Consider the following 17,800-nt stretch of genomic DNA (forward strand, 5'->3'; position numbering starts at 1 on the left):
GAGGCCATTGTGTCAGGCCGATTTTTCGCTCAGTCGTGGAACTTGCGCCGCTCCGACAACTGCTGAACGAACTTTTCGATGCGCCGGGCACGCGTCTCCGGACGTTTCGCGTCCTGTAACCGGTAGATGACGGCGTAGCGGTTGTGGCTGTTCAGTGTCGCAAAGAACGCCTCCGCCTCCGGATTTTGCGCGAGGGCGGCAAGGAAGTCCTCCGGGATTTCAGCCGCCTTCTGTCCGGCATAGGCACGGTCCCACCGCCCGTCGGCTCTGGCCTTCTCCACTTCCGCCGCTCCGGCAGCCTCGAGGGCCCCGGCGGCTTCCAGTTTCTCGGCATATTCGCGGTTGCGTTTCGACCACGGACTGCGCGCCGATCGTGGGGTGAACCGTTGGACGAAGAAATCGTCGTCGATCCGGCGGACTTGGCTGTCGATCCAGCCGTAACACAACGCCACCTCGAGTGCCTGGTCGTAGGTGATCGACGAGTGGGCCGATCCCTTCTTCGCCATCTTCAGCCAGATACCGGGTGAGGTGGCGTGATGAACTGCGAGCCACTGGCGGAATTCGATCTGCCCGGCGAAGTACTCGACCGGCAACTCTGCTGCACCCATGCGCCGGAATCTATCGGCCTCGTGCCCACACCCGCACGAAACCCTGCGACAGATACGCAAGCGAGCCGAGGGCCAGCACCCACTTGGTGATGCTGACCGCGGAGGTGGCGCGGACGGTGGCATCGGTGATGTGCTCCCGATGTGTCAGCAGATGCAGGCCGACGACATTCTCGACGTAGTCACCGGCCGCGGCCACGACCGGCGCAGCCGCCAGCATCTTTTGCGTTGTAGGCGACAACGGCGTCAACTCCGCCAGCCGTCGCGCACCCGTACGCAGAGCGACGGCGTAGATGGCGGGATGGACGAAGTCGGGGTAGTAATGACTCCGATATCGCGCGGTCTCGGTGGCGTCCATGCCGTCGAGGATCGCGATGTAGTTCCGGGCGGATCGCGCCGTCTGAATCTCGGCCACCCGAGGGGCAGCAGGACCGAGCAATCGGGCGATATTCGCCTGCGAGATCACGAACGCGGCAGACCAGCCGAGGAGCTTGCGGTCGAGCGAGGTGAGCGCCATGGCCAGATCCTGCCATGGATACCCGACGGTTGATCGTCCCTTCGTCCGAGTCCGCTCAGCCTGCTGCCTCGGTCAGCGCCTTGGCGTCCTCCTCGCCGAACCGCTCCTCGAGCACCTCCGGGGAGTAGTCGAGGTCGATTTCCTCGACCGGCCGGCCGCGTGCCGACTCGATCGCCGAGAGCCGACGCTGCGCACGGTCCGCGGCGTAGGCCAGGAACTCGTCGTTGTCGAGCCCGAACGGCTGAACCTCGAATTGTGCATTGACCCAATCGATCATGCCCAGTGCCATCGGCATCAGCTCCGCCATCCGCTCCTGCACCACATTCCAGTTGTTGTCGTCGGCCGCGACATGCCGTCGGCAGGTGAAGGTTCCCCAGGCCATGTGACGACGTTCGTCGTCGCCGATCCGCTTGACGAGATCCTGCATGCCGGGAAGTATCCCGCGGGTCGCGCACACCTTCTGCCACGCGTAGTACCCGGTCAGCGCAAGACTGCCCTCGATGACATGGTTATAGGTGACGCTGGCGCGAATCTGGTTGGCGGGGCTCGGATCCGTCTCGAGAACGCCCAGAGATCCGGGAAGCTCCTCGTAGAACAATTGGCGGTAGTACGGATTGTCGGCGACGAACGGATGCAAGTCCTGCGTGAGCCCGACCGCGTCCATCCACAACCGGAACACCTGCGTGTGCTTGGCCTCTTCGAAACAGAACTGAGTCAGGTACATCTCGTCACCGAACCGGCCCTCTGCGGCCATCGCCTTCATGAAGGGCTGAATGTCCTCGGTGACCGCCTCCTCACCGGCGATGAACTGCGCGCACAGGTACGTCGCGCTCCGCTGCTGCTCGCTGTTCAACTCCTCCCAGTCCTGCGCATCCCGGCTGAAATCGAGATCGACGGGATTCCAGAACTTGGCATTCCCCTTGGTGAACAGTCGCAGCGGAAAGGCGTCCCAGTTCAGGCCGCCGGAGCGGAGCGAGCTGAACCCCTCCCTGCCGGGTGCGTACGGTCGTCCGGGTGTGATCGTCGACATCTCGTGCCTTCTTCCCGATGTACGAATACCTGTGCAGCCGGGTCCGAGCCCCCGCTTCTACTCCACGCTAGTCCTGCCCAGCCAGCTGCGGGTTTACATTTGCGGACTTTTGTCTGAATCCGGCCGACGGTGAACAGCACACGCTCAATTCGGCTCGGACTCCATCAGGAACGGCATCGCCGCCGCCTCGAACTCGTCGTACCGATCACGGTGAATGCTGTGCCCCCCGGGAAAAACCACCACCCGGCATCTCGGTATCGCGGCGACTGCGGATTCGAGTCGACGGGCATCCACCATCCCGCCGGGACCGCCGCGCAGGATCAGTGTGTCCGCCTCGATCCGTGGCAGCTGGTCCCACCACAACGGGTCCGGGCGGCGGAACTGCTCGAGCGCCGAGCGTGTCATCGACCGGTCGAAGGCGAACGCGGCCCGCGGGTGCCGGATCAGGCTGGTCGTCGCATGCCACAGCTCCGGCAGGGACGGCAGCCGGTTCGAGAAGACCTGCTCCGGGTCACCGGGCCGCAGCGGAAGTGGGGCCTCCTCGATGACCAACCGCCGCACCAGCTCGGGGCGGGTCTGGGCTGCGAGTGAGGCGGCATGACCACCGAGCGAATGACCGACGAGATCGACCTGCGACAGGCCCAGGTTGTCGCACACTTCCACCACATCCGAACCGAATTCTTCGAACAGGTACGACGCAGCGCGGGCACTGCGACCGTGTCCCCGTAGATCGAGCACGACGACCCGGCGCCCGCGGGAGACCAGCGCCCGCATGAACCGATCCCACGTTCCGCCGTCACCGCCCATTCCGTGCACGAGAACCACGGGCACGAGATGAGCGGCCGGGCCACTGCGCACTCCGCTGTCGCGGTACGCGATGGCGACACCGGTGCGGGTCGCGGTCGTCCTGCTCGTCTCCACGAGAAACAAGCCTAGGCGGACGGCCGCGCCGCACGGGCGGTCCGTTCACAAGTTGGGTTTCACGGTGTGGCGGGGACGACCCGATAGCGCAGCGTCACGATCCCCGACTCGTAACCCTTCGCCTCGAGGAGCGTGAGGGCGTGCATCCCGGTGTCCTCGTCGAGAAGGCGCTGCCCGCGCCCCAGCAGCACCGGCACCACGCGTAACTGAATCTCGTCGACCAGATCTGCCGCGAGTAGCGACTTGGCCAGCGTGATACTTCCCCACACGACCACGTCACCACCGGGCTCCCGCAGCAACTGCCGCACCCGCTCGATCACGTTCCCGTCGTACACCTGCGCCGGTTCCCACGATCCCCACGGCGCCCTGCCGAGGGTGGACGAGAACACGAGCTTGGGAAGCGTGTTCACCACCTCGGCCACCACCTCGCCTTCCGCGGTGGGCCAGTACTCGACGAACATCTGATAGGTGTTGCGGCCCAACAGAACCAGATCCACATCGGCGAGAAGATCTATGTTGTCCCGATCGACCTCACCGAAATCGGACACCGCCTCGAAGAAGTCGAGCTCGCCCGACGGCCCGGCGACGAACCCGTCGAGAGTGGTCAGTTCCTGCACGATCACCCGGCGAACTGCGGGCGTAGACAGCTCACTCATAGATTCCCTCCACCGTCCACCGATCCGCCGTGCAGATCACCAGCAGCGCCCGCGACTCCTCGAGCAGCACCTGCGCCCTGGCCGCCGTCCGGGCGGCGGGCGGATCCCACCACCGCTCGTCCACCGGCCACGGTCCCGCCCATCCGCACACCGTCCACTCTTTACTCCCCCAGCGCAACCGAGCGGGAGGCGCACTGAACACACCGCGTTCCGTGACCGTCACGGCAGCACCCCGTGCGTCCACGATGCCGACCTCGGGATGTGCCGTCAACACAGCGGAAGGTGCCGGTTCGGGAAGCGTTCCCGGCCACGGCTCCGACGGATCGGAACGAGGAATCAGCTCATCCCCCAACGGCAGCAGGGTGATGCGCTCCGCCGGACCCCGCCCACCACTGAGAACACCCACCTGCACGGCTTCACCGCCGAGAAGTCCCTGCACCCGCACCAGGGCTCGCCGGGCCCTCTCGTCCTGATCTCCGACTCCACCCCACAGCCCCAACTGCAGGGCGCCGGAAGCCACCACCTCCACCGGCTCGAGCCGCAGGACCGCGATACCCGCGGTGGGACGCTTCTCGCTGCGCCCGGTCAACCACCCGTCCAACTGCCACCTCACCCGGTCCGCCGTCGCCTCCGGCGTCAACGGCTCCGCGCATCGCCACGTCCGGGACAACTGCTCCCCGTTGCCGGTGATTGCCGACACCGACAGCCGAGTACAGGCCACCCCCGCGTCGGACAGGGTGCGGTGCAGTTTCTCCGCCAACGCCCTGCCTGCGAACGCTGCGGCGTCGACCCGTTCGATCACGGGGTCGCAGTGTTCTTCCACCTCCAGGTCGGGAGGTAGCGATCGCGGCGACGGGGGACGCTCCGGCTCACCCCGCGCCGCACGATGGGCAAGCACCGCGTCGGTTCCGAAGCGGGACGCCACATCACCTGCCGGCAGCGCCGCGAAGGCGCCGATGGTGCGAAGTCCCAGACGGTGCAGCAGATCGACCAGTTCACCACGGTGAGCTGCCGCGAGACTGGGTTCGGCAGCCAGTTCCCTCATCGGCAGCGGCGCCAGGAACTCCGCTCCCCGGCCGGGAGGCACGAGCACCCCTCTGCGAGCGGCGATCACGGCCGTGGACAGTTGATCGGCAATGCCCACCTGGCACTCGACCCCCACAGCCGACACCTGGTCCACCAACCGCTCCGCAGCGGCTTCCTCGGAGCCGAAATATCTGCTGACACCCCGCGCCGACAACACCACGAGCCCGGGACGCAGCACCTCGACTCCGGGAGCCACGGCGTCGATGGTCGCGGCAACCGGCTCGAACAACCGCGCGTCCCGCTCGGCATCCGCTGTCACCACGTGCAACCGGGGGCACCGGGCCTGGGACTCGCGGCGACGCAGTCCCCGGTGCACCCCGTCCGCCCGGGCCGTCGCCGAACAGGCCACCACACGATTACCCGACGTCACCGCCACCGGATGAGTGGGCGGGAGGTCAACGGCTGCAGCAGCTGCGACCGCAGGCCAGTCGGGACACCACAACGCCACTACGCGGCTCACAGCCCCACCACTTCCGCCGCTTCCGGAAAACCTGCCTCCGGGAGAGCGTTGTCCGGCGTGCTCACCCACTCCACTCGACCCTGCGCCGAACGCACGTCCAGCCGGGTGGTGCGCGGCTGAAACGACCGCCCCCGGGCGCACACTGCCAGGCTGAGTGAACGTAGCCGGCCGCACCCCCGTTCCTGGGATCCATTGCCCAGTCCCGCATATCCGCGGACCCGGGCATCCAGTCGCATCTCAGCACCGTCCCAGTGTCCGTCGGTGACCACCAGGGTCGAACCCTTGCTCCGCGCGCGGGCCATCACCGCGCGGGCACGGGACGGCGCCACCGAGGCTCCACCCAGGCCGAGTACCACCAGATCCATACCGTCCAGCAGCACCGCGGCGATCTCCACCGGATCAGCTCCGGGGTCGGGAATCAGAGCGAGGCGTTCGAGCTGCGCCCCCATCTCGACAGCGGCGAGCAACCCGAGCTGGGGATGCCCGATCACAGCGACATGTCCCCCGTCTGCGGTGACCGACGCGACCAGCCCCAGCAGAAGTGAGGTGGCACCGGAAACCGATACCACGGAACCCCGCACCAGCCCGCCTCTCGGAAGAAGGTCGGCCAGCGCAGCCGGAACCGGGAGCACCCCGGCCGTGTCCGAATCGGGGGCCGAAGACTTGCCCGGTGTGTGCAGCGCTCCCTCCATCGGAGCGCGATTCGCCACCGATTCCCCGCGAGCGGGGACCGCCGCCATCCTTCGCCGGAGGAAGTCCAGACGCTCCTGACGGGAGAGCCCCGACAACTCCGGCGGCGCAGCAGACTCCGGAACTGCGGCCACATCAGCCAACTCGACACCCCTGTCACTCGACATCAACAGCGGTCGGCAACCACGGGGAAGACGCGGCTCGAACAGACGCTACGTTCGAACGTATTTTCGAACTCGTTTCCAGTAAAGCCGGTCGGTGAGTGCCCGTCAAGTGGACCACGTATTCGCAGGTCAGGAGCGTCGCACCGCCCGTGTCCGCATCATCCTCTAACCTGAACGCGTGACTGAGCAGGCGCAGAGCGAAAGGGGCATCGGACCCGAATATCTGGTGGCGGGAAGGTACCGTCTGAGGTCCAAACTGGGCGGCGGCGGCATGGGTGCCGTGTGGCTGGCGAGAGACACCCTGCTGCACCGGGACGTAGCCGTCAAACAGGTCACCACGACGGCCGGACTCGACCCCGACGAGGCCCGCCGCGTCCGTGAACGCACTCTCCGGGAAGGGCGCAACGCCGCCAAACTCACCCACCGCCATTCCATTGCGATGTACGACGTGGCGCTCGAAGCCGGGGAGCCCTGGCTGGTCATGGAATACCTACCGTCCCGCAGCCTCGCCCAGGCGATGAATATCGCCGACACGCTGCCGCCTCTCGAGGTAGCTCAGATCGGTGCGCAGGTGGCGGACGCCCTGGTGGCCGCGCATGCCGCGGGCATCGTGCACCGGGACATAAAACCGGGCAACATCCTCGTCGCCGACCGGGGCCGGGAACTCGGCACGGTCAAGATCAGTGACTTCGGCATCGCCCGCGCCAAGGGCGACGCCGCCGAATCCACGAACGGCGTCATCACCGGAACCCCCGCGTACTTCTCCCCCGAGGTTGCCCGCGGCCAGGATCCCACCGAGGCCAGCGATGTCTTCTCCCTCGGGTCCACTCTGTATACCGTGGTCGAGGGGCAGCCGCCGTTCGGCATCGATTCCGACTCCATCGCACTCCTCCATCGCGTCGCGAAGGCCGAGATCTACCGCCCGGCCAAGGCCGGGCCGCTCACCGAAACGCTGTTGCACCTACTCGAACCCGACCCGGCGCGACGTCCCACGATGGCCGAGGCCCGCGATGCGCTGGCCCGGGTGGCCATGGGCGGGGACGGTGATGTCGCCCACCTCGTCGGCTCACCCGTCTATTCCGCCGACGGCACGATTCCCTCCTGGGCCCACCGTTCCACTCCGTTGCCCCCTCCGCACCGACGGAGCAAGATCGGCTCCACTCAGGCCGGCCTCCCCGCGGTGCCCCAGAGCACGCCCTTGAAGAACGTTCCCCGCCCGCTGGGCAAACTGCAGTGGCCGCCGCGGCCCACTCCGCCCGCCCCCGGTGCACCCGAACCCACGGTCCGCGATCAGGTGGTGGCGTGGGCACCGATCGCCATGGGCGTGATGGTCGCCATCTTGATACTGGCCGTGCTCGTCGCCGTGGTCGTCCTGCTGGCCCAGCCCTGAGCGGCCGTACGTATCAGTCGATCCGACGACGGTGCGCCCACCGGGTCAGCGCATTGCGGTTCGACTGCTGCGTTTTGCGCAGCACGTTGGACGCATGGGTTTCCACCGTCTTCACCGAGATGACCAGTTCCTCGGCGATCTCACGGTACGTGTACCCCCGCGCGAGCAGCCGCAGAACTTCCATCTCGCGCGGGGTGAGCGAATCGAGTTCCGGATCCAGCTGCGGTTCGGGAGCATTGGAGCGGCCGGTGAAGGAGTCCAGCACGAATCCGGCCAGCCTCGGGCTGAACACGGCGTCACCGCCGGCGACCCGGCGGACTCCGTCGGCCAGCTCCCCACCCGAGATCGTCTTGGTTACATAACCGCGTGCACCCGCCCGGATCACGGCGATCACATCCTCGGCGGCGTCGGACACGCTCAGCGCCAGACACACCGGCCCCTCCTCGATGCCGCGCAATACGGCGACACCACCACCGTCGGGCATGTGAACGTCGAGGAGGACGACGTGCGGGGCGGTGGCGTTGATACCCGACACCGCCTCTGCCACACCGCCGGCCTCCCCCACGACCTCCATGTCTGCTTCCCGTCCGAGTTCGGCACGCACACCGGACCGGAAGACGGCGTGATCATCTACGAGAAAGACGCGATACGGCGGTGTTTCAGGCAAGCTCACTGTGGCTGTTCCTCGGCGTGGACGGTAGTGTCGCCCCACTCTAGGCCAGCGTCGTCCGTAATCTCGGTAGCATCCGCCCCGGCCTTGGCATGGCCGTTTCGCGGCATGGAGATCCGGACCTCGGTGCCCTTGCCCGGTGCCGACCGCACGTCCACGTGTCCACCCCGGCGATCGATCCGCCCGCGGATCGACTTCGCCAGTCCCTGCCGATCCGGCGGCACTTCCTCGATGTCGAAGCCGACACCACGGTCCCGGACGAACACACTGACCTGTTCGCGCTCCGCCTCGGCGAAGAGGTTGATGTCGGTCTCGCCGGAATGCTTGGCCGCGTTGACGAGTGCCTCCCGCGTCGCACCGAGCAAGGCTGTGAAGCTTTCCTTCGACAGCCCCTCTCCCGTCCCCTCCACATCGAGGGGGACGTCGCCCACCGTCACCGGCCGCACCGTCACACCGTGCTGGTCCTCGACCTCACCGGCGATGATGCGCAGCGCCTCCGCGAGACTCGACTGGTCGGCGTCACCGCCGCCGAACAACCACTTGCGCAGTTCGCGTTCCTGTCCCCGCGCGAGCCGGGCCACCTCCTGTGGGTGATCTGCCTGCTTCTGGATCAGCGCCAGCGTCTGCAGGACCGAGTCGTGCAGATGGGAGGCGATCTCCTCACGCTCCTCGTTGCGAATCCTCGCTGCCCGTTCCGCTCCGAGCGCACGCCACAGCCGCAACCACAGGGGCACGGTCAGTAGGCCGGCGCCGACAAGGGTCACCACGACCGCCAGCAACGACGACCGCAGGGCCTCCAGATCGACCTGAGCGAGGATCACCACGCCCAGCCCGGAGACGATCAGTGTCACGCCACCGAGAACCCGCGCCCACGTGAGAACGGTGGGTCGCTGCGGCAGCCCGATCACGGTGCGCGGGCCCTCCGAATCGAATTCCCGCCACACCAACGCCGCACCCACCGCGACCACGATGATCGGCGCAATCACCGATCCCGCACGGCCACTGAACAACCACGACAATGCGGAGGCACCAGCGAGACCGATGGCGATCAGGCCGATGGCCCTGCGTCGTTCGGACGCGCTGGGCTTCTCCGTGTCGGCACCCGCCGACGTGAAGATCCACAGGAGGCCGTACGCGACGATGCCGGCACCGGCCAGCGCCGCCAGAGCGGCGAACACGACGCGCACCTTCAGGACGTCGACACCCAGCTGATCGGCGATACCGCCCGCGACGCCACCGACGACACGACCCGCAGCCCGGCGTTCGAGCCGCGGCATCGGCACATCGCCCGGCGCCACCGGTGGCATCAGCGGGCCACCACCGGTCTGCGCTGCAGAAGGCACGGCGTTCGACACAGATTGCACATACTCGATACTGGCACGATCACCCCGCCCGGGCATCAGGGTCCAACCCTGACTTCGCGGACCGGCACGGCCAATTCCGGGCGGAAAGATCAGGGTAGTTCCCGATGTACGCGCGGGGCGTCGGCCGCAACGATGGTCGTATGAGCAATGGGAGTTTCCAAGAGCAGATGCACGATCTGTGGCGGACCCGGCCGGTGCGGTTGCCCGGGCGAGGTCACGTCGCCGGTGTCTGTGCGGGAATCGGATACCGTTACGGCGTCGATCCCGTACTGATACGAGTCGCTTTCGTGGTGTCGACCATCTTCGGCGGCGCCGGTGTACTCCTCTATCTGGTGTGCTGGCTCGGCCTCACCAAATCCGGTGACCCGGCCTCGCCGGCGGAGTCCCTCGTCGGTCGCGGCCACAGCTCGGATTCGGGCACCAAGACCGTCGTCCTCCTCGTCGCTCTCGCCATCGCCGCCAGCACGGTCGGGCCGTTCGGTGTCGGACTCGGCGGATCGGGTCTGATCAGCATGGCGTTGATGCTCGGCGGACTGTGGTTGTTGTATCAACGGCAACCGGTGCCGCCGCCCCTCCCGCCCGGGGTCGCACCGACCGGTGTCGGAACTGGCTATCCGGGCACGAGTTACGCCCCCGGACCGTTCGGCGGCAACCCGTTCGGCGCCGACCCGTATGGAGCCGGTGTCTACGGCGGCAGCGCGTACGGCGCCGGCCCGCACCCCACCTACAGTCCGTACACCACGCTTCCCGATTCCTACACGCCGAGCCCCGCGGCCACTCCCACCGCGGACAGCACGGATCGAACGAACACACCGTCCCCCACCGAACCCCCAGCGAGCGAGCAGAAGACGGTGTCGTTCGAGAAGTCTTCCGAGCCGACCCCCAGCAGCTTCGCGCCTCCGACACCGTTCGCACCACTCGAACCACGTCCACCGGCCTGGGATCCGCTCGGAGTGGCCCCCTTCGCCTGGGACCTTCCCGAGCCGGCCGGAACTCCCACACCCGCCGCAGCACCCGGGCGTAAGCACTCGCGCCTGACCACCATGGTCATCGGACTCGCCATCCTCGCCGCCGCAGCAGCGACGGCACTGTCGGTCGCCACCGGATCGGAATGGCTGAACCCGGGACGTATCGGTGCCGTCGCACTCGCTGTGATCGGTGCAGGCCTCGTAGTCGGGAGTGTTGTCCGCAAGGGCTACGGATTGCTCGTCGTCGCCGGACCACTGGTGGGATTCGTCGTTCTGGCCTCGCTCGTCGGCTCACTGAACTTCGACGGACGCAGCATGGGCGAACAGAGATGGGAGCCCATGTCGGCGGCCGACCTCGATTCCGAATACTCGGGCGGTTTCGGCAGCTTCACCCTCGACCTCCGCAGGGTCGAGCTCACCGAGGACAAGACGGTGACCGTGAACGGAAACGGTGAGGTGATCGTGCTCCTGCCACCGAACATGAACGTCCGCAACGACTGCTCGGTTCAGTTCGGTGACAGCCAGTGCCTGCCCGACGGTCTCGACGGCGGAGCGGACGGACCGGAAGGACCCGTATTGAATCTCGACGTGAACGCACAATTCGGAAATGTGGAGGTGCGTCGTGGATGACATCGACGACACTCAGGACACCGGCACCACCTCACGGAAACGGCCGTCCCCGCTCCTGTTCCTCGCAGGTCTGGCAGCACTGCTCGTGAGCGGCTGGGCCCTCGTCGGTCCCTTTTCCCTCGAACCCCTCGCGAATGTCGAATTCCGCTGGTTGTTCGTCCTGGTCGCCGTGGTCGTCGGGGCAGTTCTCGTCTTCGCACCGAATAGAAAGAGATAGTCCGGCAACACGAAAGCGCGGTGGGCGGGTCCTCGGACTCGCCCACCGCACTTTTCAGTGCGTCACTCCCACTCGATGGTTCCCGGCGGCTTGCTGGTGATGTCGAGCACCACTCGGTTGACGTCGTGCACCTCATTGGTGATGCGGGTGGAGATGCGCTCGAGCACCTCGTACGGCACTCGTGTCCAGTCCGCCGTCATCGCGTCTTCACTCGACACGGGCCGCAACACGATCGGGTGACCGTACGTCCGCCCGTCACCCTGCACCCCTACGCTGCGGACGTCGGCCAACAGCACCACCGGGCACTGCCAGATCAACTTGTCCAGCCCGGCGACCGTCAACTCTTCGCGCGCAATGGAATCGGCGTGCCGCAGGATGTCGAGGCGCTCTTCGGTGACCTCGCCGATGATGCGGATACCGAGCCCCGGCCCCGGGAACGGCTGGCGTCCCACGATCTCCTCGGGCAGGCCGAGTTCGCGGCCGACCGCACGCACCTCGTCCTTGAACAGCAACCGGAGTGGTTCGACGAGCGTGAACTGCAAATCTTCCGGCAACCCGCCCACATTGTGGTGACTCTTGATATTGGCGGTTCCGGTGCCTCCGCCCGACTCGACCACATCCGGGTAGAGCGTGCCCTGCACCAGGAAGTCGACGGTGTCACCGTGCGCAGCGTTCTCACCCAGCACGTCGCTGACCGCGCCCTCGAAGCTGCGAATGAACTCGCGGCCGATGATCTTGCGCTTGGTTTCGGGATCCGACACCCCGGCCAGGGCGCCGAGGAAGGTGTCCGCGGCATCGACGGTGATCAGTTTCGCACCTGTCGCAGCCACGAAGTCCTGTTCGACCTGCACTCGTTCCCCGGCACGCATCAAACCGTGATCGACGAACACACAGGTCAGTCGGTCGCCGATCGCGCGCTGCACGAGGGCCGCCGCGACCGCGGAATCGACACCACCGGACAACCCACAGATCGCCTTGCCGTCTCCGACCTGCTCGCGCACCTGCTCGATCAGGGCGTCGGCAATGTTCGCGGCCGTCCACGCCGGCGGAATGTTCGCGATCTCGTGCAGGAATCGGCTGAGTACCTGCTGGCCGTGCGGCGAATGCAGGACCTCGGGGTGGTACTGCACTCCCGCGAGTTTGCGGGCCCGGTCCTCGAACGCGGCCACGGGGGCGCCCTCACTGGTCGCGGTCACCTCGAAGCCTTCCGGCGCTTCGGTGACCGCATCCCCGTGACTCATCCACACCGGCTGGTTCTTGGGCAGGCCGTCGTGCAGCAGCCCGCCCTGCACCGTCAAGTCGGTGCGGCCGTACTCGCGTGTGCCCGTGTGCGCCACCGTGCCGCCGAGAGCGCCGGCCATGGCCTGAAATCCGTAGCAGATTCCGAACACCGGGACGTCCAGATCGAACAACGCCGGGTCCAGCTGCGGCGCACCCTCGGCATACACGCTCGACGGCCCACCCGAGAGCACCACGGCGAGAGGTTTCTTCGCCTCGATCTCCGCGACGGTCGCGGTGTGCGGGACCACCTCGGAGTAGACCTTCGCCTCACGCACCCGCCGGGCGATCAGCTGCGCGTACTGCGCGCCGAAGTCGACGACGAGGACGGGTCTCTGTTGCTCGATATCTGTCACCGGGTCAGTCTAATCGGCGCAGCTCTGTGGTCTACGCGACCCCATGTCCGTGCACAACCGCCGCCCTTCGAACGACCTGCCATTCAGCCGACACTGCGATTCAGGCGACGCCGTGGCTCTGGGCGACACCCTGGTTCTGGGTGACACCCTGTTCCTTCGCGGCCGTCGTCGAGGAACCGTTGCGGATTTCGACGATCGGCAGCACCAGCGCTGCGGGCGCGTCGGCGGGAACCACCGGCGCGGTCGGCGGCACCGGGTTCAGGCGGCGGTATCCCTCACCCTGGGCGGGGCGTAAGTCCTTCTCACCCTTGTTCGGCCACAGCGACGCTGCCCGCTCTGCCTGCGCCGAGATCGTCAGCGACGGGTTCACCCCCAGGTTCGCCGACACCGCGGCACCATCGACCACGCTGAGCGTCGGGTATCCCCACACGCGGTGGTAGGGGTCGATGACACCGTGCTCGGGGTCCGAGGCGATCGTGCAGCCACCGAGGAAGTGCGCCGTGAGCGGAATGTTGAACACATCACCCCACGTGCCTCCCGCGCGGCCGTCGATTTTCTCCGCGATGCGCCTCGTGGCCTCGTTGCCCGCAGGAATCCAGCTGGGGTTCGGCTCACCGTGACCCTGCTTGCTCGTGAACTTGCGCCGGCCGAACAGGCCCTTCTTGGTGTACGTCGTGATGGAGTTGTCGAGATTCTGCATTACCAGCGCAATGATGGTGCGCTCACTCCACCGGTACGGGGTGAGCACCTTCAGCGCCTTCGGATCCTTCGCGAGTTCCCTGAGGAACGTCATCCACCGTCGGCCGCCGCCGTCGGTCAGGAGCGTCTGCAGCAGCGCCATCGAGTTCGAACCCTTGCCGTAGCGCACGGGCTCGACGTGGGTGTCCGAGGTGGGATGGAACGACGACGTGATGGCGACGCCCTTGGTCAGCTCCAGCGCGGGATCGACCTTGTTCTTGGCCGCGCCGAGAATCGACTCCGAGTTGGTACGGGTCAGCACACCCAGTTGATCGGAGATCTTCGGGAGCGCGCCCGTCTCCTTCTGGTCGAACAGCAGGTGCTGCGTGCCCCACGTTCCGGCGGCCAGCACGACCTGGGCAGCCGTGTACGTCTTGCGCTTGCGATTCTTGACCGGGCCGGTCCGCCGGGTGAAGACGTCCCAGGTGCCGTCCGACGCCTCCCGCAGACCGGTGACCGTCGTCATCGGGATGATGTCGGCGCCCGCCTTTTCGGCAAGACCGAGGTAGTTCTTCAGCAGGGTGTTCTTGGCACCGTGCCGGCAGCCGGTCATACATTCACCACACTCGATGCACCCGGTGCGGTCGGGGCCCACTCCGCCGAAGTAGGGGTCGGGCACCGTCTTGCCCGGCTCACCGAAGAACACGCCGACCGGGGTCTGGATGAACGTGTCACCCGCCCCCATGTCCTCGGCCACCGCCTTGATGATTTCGTCGGCCGGCGTCATGTGCGGGTTCTGAACCACGCCGAGCATCTTCCGTGCCTGGTCGTAGTAGGGGCTGAGCTCGTCGTACCAGTCGGTGATGTGCGCCCACTGCCGGTCCTGGAAGAAGGAGGCGGGCGGCTTGTACAGCGTGTTGGCGTAATTGAGCGATCCGCCGCCCACTCCGGCGCCCGCGAGGATCAGGCAGTCGCGCAGGAGGTGAACCCGCTGGATGCCGAAAAGTCCCAGCGCAGGTGCCCAGAGGAACTTCTTCAGGTCCCAGCTGGTCTTGGCGAAGTCGGCATCGGCATAACGCCGGCCGGCTTCGAGGATGCCGACCTTGTATCCCTTCTCCACCAGCCGGAGCGCGGTGACGCTGCCACCGAATCCGGACCCGACGATGAGAACGTCATAGTCCGTCGCGCGTTGCTTCTTCATCCTCGACCTCCACCGAACCTGGGTTATTACTCGCCAGTATGCACCCCAGCGCTGTGACAGCTGCCACAGGGGTTACCTTAACTGTAACGATTGGTATCAGGAACGGCTGCGCACCTGCACAAGAAAATCGCCCAACGCCGCACCGGTGCTGTCGATTTGACACCGGGGGCATTGGGCGATGAGAGAAAGTGGAGCGGAACGAGGCCCTACGCGCGGACCGTCAAGCCCACCTTCTGGAATTCCTTGAGGTCCGAGTAGCCGGACTTCGCCATGGATCTGCGTAGGCCGCCGACGAAGTTCAGGGAACCGTACGGATCGTTCGACGGGCCCGCGAGGACCTGGTCGAGCGACGGTCGTTCGCCGAAGGACACCGGCAGCATCGTGCCACGGGGAACCGACGGATGGGCTGCCGCCGACGGCCAGTACCAGCCGCCGCCGGGTGCTTCGGCCGCGACCGCGAGCGGCGCACCCAGCACCGCCGCGTCCGCACCACAGGCGATCGCCTTGGCGAGATCACCCGACGACGCGATGTCCCCGTCCGCGATGACATGGACGTACCGCCCACCGGTCTCGTCGAGGTAGTCACGTCGAGCGGCCGCTGCGTCGGCAATGGCGGTGGCCATGGGAAGACCGATGCCGAGCACTTCACCGGTGGTGGTAGCCCCTTCCGTGGAGCCGTACCCGACGATGACACCCGCCGCTCCCGTGCGCATCAGGTGGAGCGCGGTGCGGTGATCGCTCACCCCACCGGCCACGACGGGAACGTCCAGTTCGGAGATGAACGTCTTGAGGTTGAGCGGCTCACTGTCGCCATGGGCGACGTGCTCGGCGGAGATGATCGTGCCGTGGACGACGAGGAGGTCGATGCCGGCCTCGATCAGATGCGGAGTCAGTGCCCGCGCATTCTGGGGGCTCACCCGCACAGCGGTGGTGACCCCGGAGTCACGGACCTGCGCCACCGCGGCAGCGAGCAGGTTCGGCTGCAGCGGCGCAGCATGCAGTTCCTGCAGCTTCCGGATGGGAGCTTCGACGTCGACGTCCGATTCCGCGAGGGCGACGAGCTCGGCGAGTTTCGCCTCGACATCGGCGTGGCGGCCCCACAGTCCTTCACCGTTGATGACGCCGAGACCACCACGCTTGCCCAGCTCGATCGCGAACGCCGGCGACACCAGCGCGTCGGTGGGATGCGCGAGCACGGGAATGTCGAAGCGGTAGGCATCGAGCTGCCAGGACGTCGACACCTCCTTGGAGGAGCGTGTCCGCCGGGAGGGGACGATGTCGATGTCGTCCAGCTCATAGGTTCGTCGGGCTGTTCGGCCCATGCCGATCTCAACGAGGTCGCGCACGCGCGCCCCTTTCTCGTGACTGGTTGCTAGCGAGCGGTGTAGTTGGGAGCTTCCACCGTCATGGTGATGTCATGCGGGTGGCTTTCCTTCAGACCCGCCGCGGTGATCTGCACGAACTGGGCGTTCTGCAGCTCCTCGATGGTCGACGCTCCCGTGTAACCCATGGCGGCCCGCAGACCGCCGGTGAGCTGATGCGTGACCTGGGACAGGGGGCCGCGGAACGCGACCCGGCCCTCGATGCCCTCGGGAACCAGCTTGTCCTCGGACAGCACGTCGTCCTGGAAGTAGCGGTCCTTCGAGTACGACTTGGCGGCGCCGCGGCTCTGCATGGCGCCGAGGGAACCCATTCCCCGGTAGCTCTTGAACTGCTTGCCGTTGACGAGGATCAGTTCGCCCGGCGACTCCGCGGTGCCGGCGAGCAGCGACCCGAGCATCGCCGTCGACGCGCCCGCGGCGAGCGCCTTCGCGATGTCGCCGGAGAACTGCAGGCCACCGTCTGCGATGACCGGCACACCGTGCGGTTTCGCGGCGGCGACCGCCTCGAGGATCGCAGTGATCTGCGGGGCGCCGACGCCGGCGATCACACGGGTGGTGCAGATCGAACCGGGGCCCACACCGACCTTGACGGCGTCGACTCCTGCCTCGATGAGTGCAGCCGCACCGCTACGGGTGGCGACGTTGCCTCCGATGATCTGGACCCGCTCGTCCACTTCGGCTTTGAGCTTCGAGATCATGTCCAGCACGCCGGCGGAGTGCCCGTGCGCACTGTCGACGACCAGAACGTCGACGCCGGCGTCGGTGAGCGCCATCGCCCGACTCCACGCCTCGTCGCCGACACCCACCGCCGCACCGACCAGCAGGCGCCCGTCTCGGTCCTTGGTGGCATCGGGATGCTGTTCCGTCTTCACGAAGTCCTTGACCGTGATGAGGCCGGTGAGCTTGCCTTGACCATCCACGATCGGGAGCTTCTCGATCTTGTGGCGACGGAGCAGACCCAACGCCACCTCCGCGGTCACACCCTCCTGGGCGGTGATCAACGGCGACTTGGTCATGACTTCCGACACGGCGCGGTTCTGGTCGACTTCGAAGCGCATGTCACGATTCGTGATGATGCCGACGAGCTGACCGGCGTCATCCGTTACCGGGAGTCCGGAGATGCGGAAGCGCGCGCACTTGGCGTCGACCTCGGCGAGGGTGTCGGACGGCTTGCACGTGACCGGGTCGGTGACCATGCCCGCTTCGGATCGCTTGACCGTCTCGACCTGCCCGGCCTGAGCGTCGATGGACAGGTTCCTGTGCAGAACACCCATACCGCCTGCGCGGGCCATGGCGATGGCCATGCGCGCTTCGGTGACAGTGTCCATCGCGGAACTGACGAGGGGAACCCGCAGTCTGATGTCGCGAGTCAGCTGGCTGGACGTATCGACCTGGCCAGGGATGACGTTCGACGCCGCCGGTAAGAGCAGGACGTCGTCGTACGTGAGACCCAGCATTGCGACCTTGTTCGGGTCGTCACCGCCGGTGTGTACATGCCCTGCTGAACTGGTCATGCGGTTCGGGCCCTCCATGGAAC

The 17,800-nt window shown here is 66.8% G+C and carries 16 protein-coding genes; 3 read left to right on the plus strand and 13 right to left on the minus strand.

Features of this window, described 5'->3' with window-relative positions; all coding sequences use genetic code 11:
* Nucleotides 1-29 precede the first annotated feature (29 nt).
* The 7 genes from R4P95_RS25005 to R4P95_RS25035 form a co-directional block, all read right to left on the minus strand.
* Entirely contained in the window at nt 30-608 is a 579-nt protein-coding gene (locus R4P95_RS25005; protein WP_213577208.1) for a YdeI/OmpD-associated family protein, read from the minus strand.
* A gap of 10 nt (nt 609-618) precedes the next feature.
* Nucleotides 619-1,122 (minus strand): hypothetical protein, encoded by a 504-nt coding sequence (locus R4P95_RS25010; RefSeq protein ID WP_317746903.1) that lies wholly within the window; start codon nt 1,120-1,122, stop codon nt 619-621.
* Nucleotides 1,123-1,177: 55 nt separating this feature from the next.
* Nucleotides 1,178-2,152, minus strand: coding sequence for a R2-like ligand-binding oxidase (locus tag R4P95_RS25015; protein WP_213577206.1), 975 nt, complete (start codon nt 2,150-2,152; stop codon nt 1,178-1,180).
* A gap of 144 nt (nt 2,153-2,296) precedes the next feature.
* Nucleotides 2,297-3,073, minus strand: coding sequence for an alpha/beta fold hydrolase (locus R4P95_RS25020; protein WP_213577205.1), 777 nt, complete (start codon nt 3,071-3,073; stop codon nt 2,297-2,299).
* A 59-nt stretch (nt 3,074-3,132) separates the two neighbouring features.
* Entirely contained in the window at nt 3,133-3,729 is a 597-nt protein-coding gene (locus R4P95_RS25025; RefSeq protein WP_213577204.1) for a dihydrofolate reductase family protein, read from the minus strand.
* Nucleotides 3,722-5,275 carry a DNA polymerase Y family protein gene (locus R4P95_RS25030; protein ID WP_317746904.1) on the minus strand — a complete coding sequence of 518 codons (1,554 nt, stop codon included), beginning with the start codon at nt 5,273-5,275 and terminating at the stop codon, nt 3,722-3,724. The genes R4P95_RS25025 and R4P95_RS25030 overlap by 8 nt, the downstream gene beginning before the upstream one ends.
* Complete coding sequence (locus R4P95_RS25035; protein ID WP_249354527.1) at nt 5,272-6,132, minus strand: hypothetical protein; 861 nt, start codon at nt 6,130-6,132, stop codon at nt 5,272-5,274. The genes R4P95_RS25030 and R4P95_RS25035 overlap by 4 nt, the downstream gene beginning before the upstream one ends.
* Before the next feature lie 175 nt (nt 6,133-6,307).
* Here R4P95_RS25035 and R4P95_RS25040 point away from each other — a divergent pair, with 175 nt between their 5' ends.
* The gene (locus R4P95_RS25040; protein ID WP_109331477.1) at nt 6,308-7,519 is read left to right on the plus strand and encodes a serine/threonine-protein kinase; all 1,212 of its coding nucleotides are present in this window, start codon (nt 6,308-6,310) and stop codon (nt 7,517-7,519) included.
* 13 nt (nt 7,520-7,532) lie between these two features.
* On the opposite strand, the gene R4P95_RS25045 is transcribed toward R4P95_RS25040, so the two are convergent.
* Nucleotides 7,533-8,192, minus strand: a complete 660-nt coding sequence (locus R4P95_RS25045) for a response regulator (protein WP_109331479.1) — start codon at nt 8,190-8,192, stop codon at nt 7,533-7,535.
* Entirely contained in the window at nt 8,189-9,544 is a 1,356-nt protein-coding gene (locus R4P95_RS25050; RefSeq protein WP_397517754.1) for a sensor histidine kinase, read from the minus strand. Before R4P95_RS25050 ends, R4P95_RS25045 begins: the two co-directional genes overlap by 4 nt.
* 149 nt (nt 9,545-9,693) lie before the next feature.
* On the opposite strand from R4P95_RS25050, the gene R4P95_RS25055 reads away from it, so the two are divergent.
* On the plus strand, nt 9,694-11,151 hold the full coding sequence (locus tag R4P95_RS25055) for a PspC domain-containing protein (RefSeq protein WP_317746905.1): 1,458 nt from the start codon (nt 9,694-9,696) through the stop codon (nt 11,149-11,151).
* On the plus strand, nt 11,129-11,368 hold the full coding sequence (locus tag R4P95_RS25060) for a hypothetical protein (protein WP_159925701.1): 240 nt from the start codon (nt 11,129-11,131) through the stop codon (nt 11,366-11,368). The genes R4P95_RS25055 and R4P95_RS25060 overlap by 23 nt, the downstream gene beginning before the upstream one ends.
* 62 nt (nt 11,369-11,430) lie before the next feature.
* Here R4P95_RS25060 and guaA read toward each other — a convergent pair whose 3' ends face one another.
* The 4 genes from guaA to guaB all read right to left on the minus strand — a co-directional run bounded on the left by guaA (nt 11,431) and on the right by guaB (nt 17,777).
* Nucleotides 11,431-13,002, minus strand: a complete 1,572-nt coding sequence (gene guaA / locus R4P95_RS25065) for a glutamine-hydrolyzing GMP synthase (RefSeq protein WP_159925699.1) — start codon at nt 13,000-13,002, stop codon at nt 11,431-11,433.
* Between the two features lie 100 nt (nt 13,003-13,102).
* On the minus strand, nt 13,103-14,881 hold the full coding sequence (locus R4P95_RS25070) for a GMC family oxidoreductase N-terminal domain-containing protein (RefSeq protein ID WP_213577200.1): 1,779 nt from the start codon (nt 14,879-14,881) through the stop codon (nt 13,103-13,105).
* 206 nt (nt 14,882-15,087) lie between these two features.
* Nucleotides 15,088-16,227, minus strand: coding sequence for a GuaB3 family IMP dehydrogenase-related protein (locus R4P95_RS25075; RefSeq protein WP_159925695.1), 1,140 nt, complete (start codon nt 16,225-16,227; stop codon nt 15,088-15,090).
* A gap of 26 nt (nt 16,228-16,253) precedes the next feature.
* Nucleotides 16,254-17,777: an IMP dehydrogenase gene (guaB, locus tag R4P95_RS25080; RefSeq protein ID WP_109331493.1), complete on the minus strand. Its 1,524-nt coding sequence runs from the start codon at nt 17,775-17,777 to the stop codon at nt 16,254-16,256.
* Between the last annotated feature and the right edge of the window lie 23 nt (nt 17,778-17,800).

The organism is Rhodococcus sp. IEGM 27 (genome assembly GCF_033142305.1).
Classification (GTDB): Bacteria; Actinomycetota; Actinomycetes; order Mycobacteriales; family Mycobacteriaceae; genus Rhodococcus_F; species Rhodococcus_F oxybenzonivorans.

Bases quoted from the DNA above. Each gene is read 5' to 3' on its own strand.
- R4P95_RS25005 (WP_213577208.1), bottom strand. From the start codon at position 608: ATGGGTGCAGCAGAGTTGCCGGTCGAGTACTTCGCCGGGCAGATCGAA.
- R4P95_RS25010 (WP_317746903.1), bottom strand. From the start codon at position 1,122: ATGGCGCTCACCTCGCTCGACCGCAAGCTCCTCGGCTGGTCTGCCGCG.
- R4P95_RS25015 (WP_213577206.1), bottom strand. From the start codon at position 2,152: ATGTCGACGATCACACCCGGACGACCGTACGCACCCGGCAGGGAGGGG.
- R4P95_RS25025 (WP_213577204.1), bottom strand. From the start codon at position 3,729: ATGAGTGAGCTGTCTACGCCCGCAGTTCGCCGGGTGATCGTGCAGGAA.
- R4P95_RS25035 (WP_249354527.1), bottom strand. From the start codon at position 6,132: ATGTCGAGTGACAGGGGTGTCGAGTTGGCTGATGTGGCCGCAGTTCCG.
- R4P95_RS25055 (WP_317746905.1), top strand. From the start codon at position 9,694: ATGAGCAATGGGAGTTTCCAAGAGCAGATGCACGATCTGTGGCGGACC.
- R4P95_RS25060 (WP_159925701.1), top strand. From the start codon at position 11,129: ATGTGGAGGTGCGTCGTGGATGACATCGACGACACTCAGGACACCGGC.
- R4P95_RS25070 (WP_213577200.1), bottom strand. From the start codon at position 14,881: ATGAAGAAGCAACGCGCGACGGACTATGACGTTCTCATCGTCGGGTCC.
- guaB (WP_109331493.1), bottom strand. From the start codon at position 17,777: ATGACCAGTTCAGCAGGGCATGTACACACCGGCGGTGACGACCCGAAC.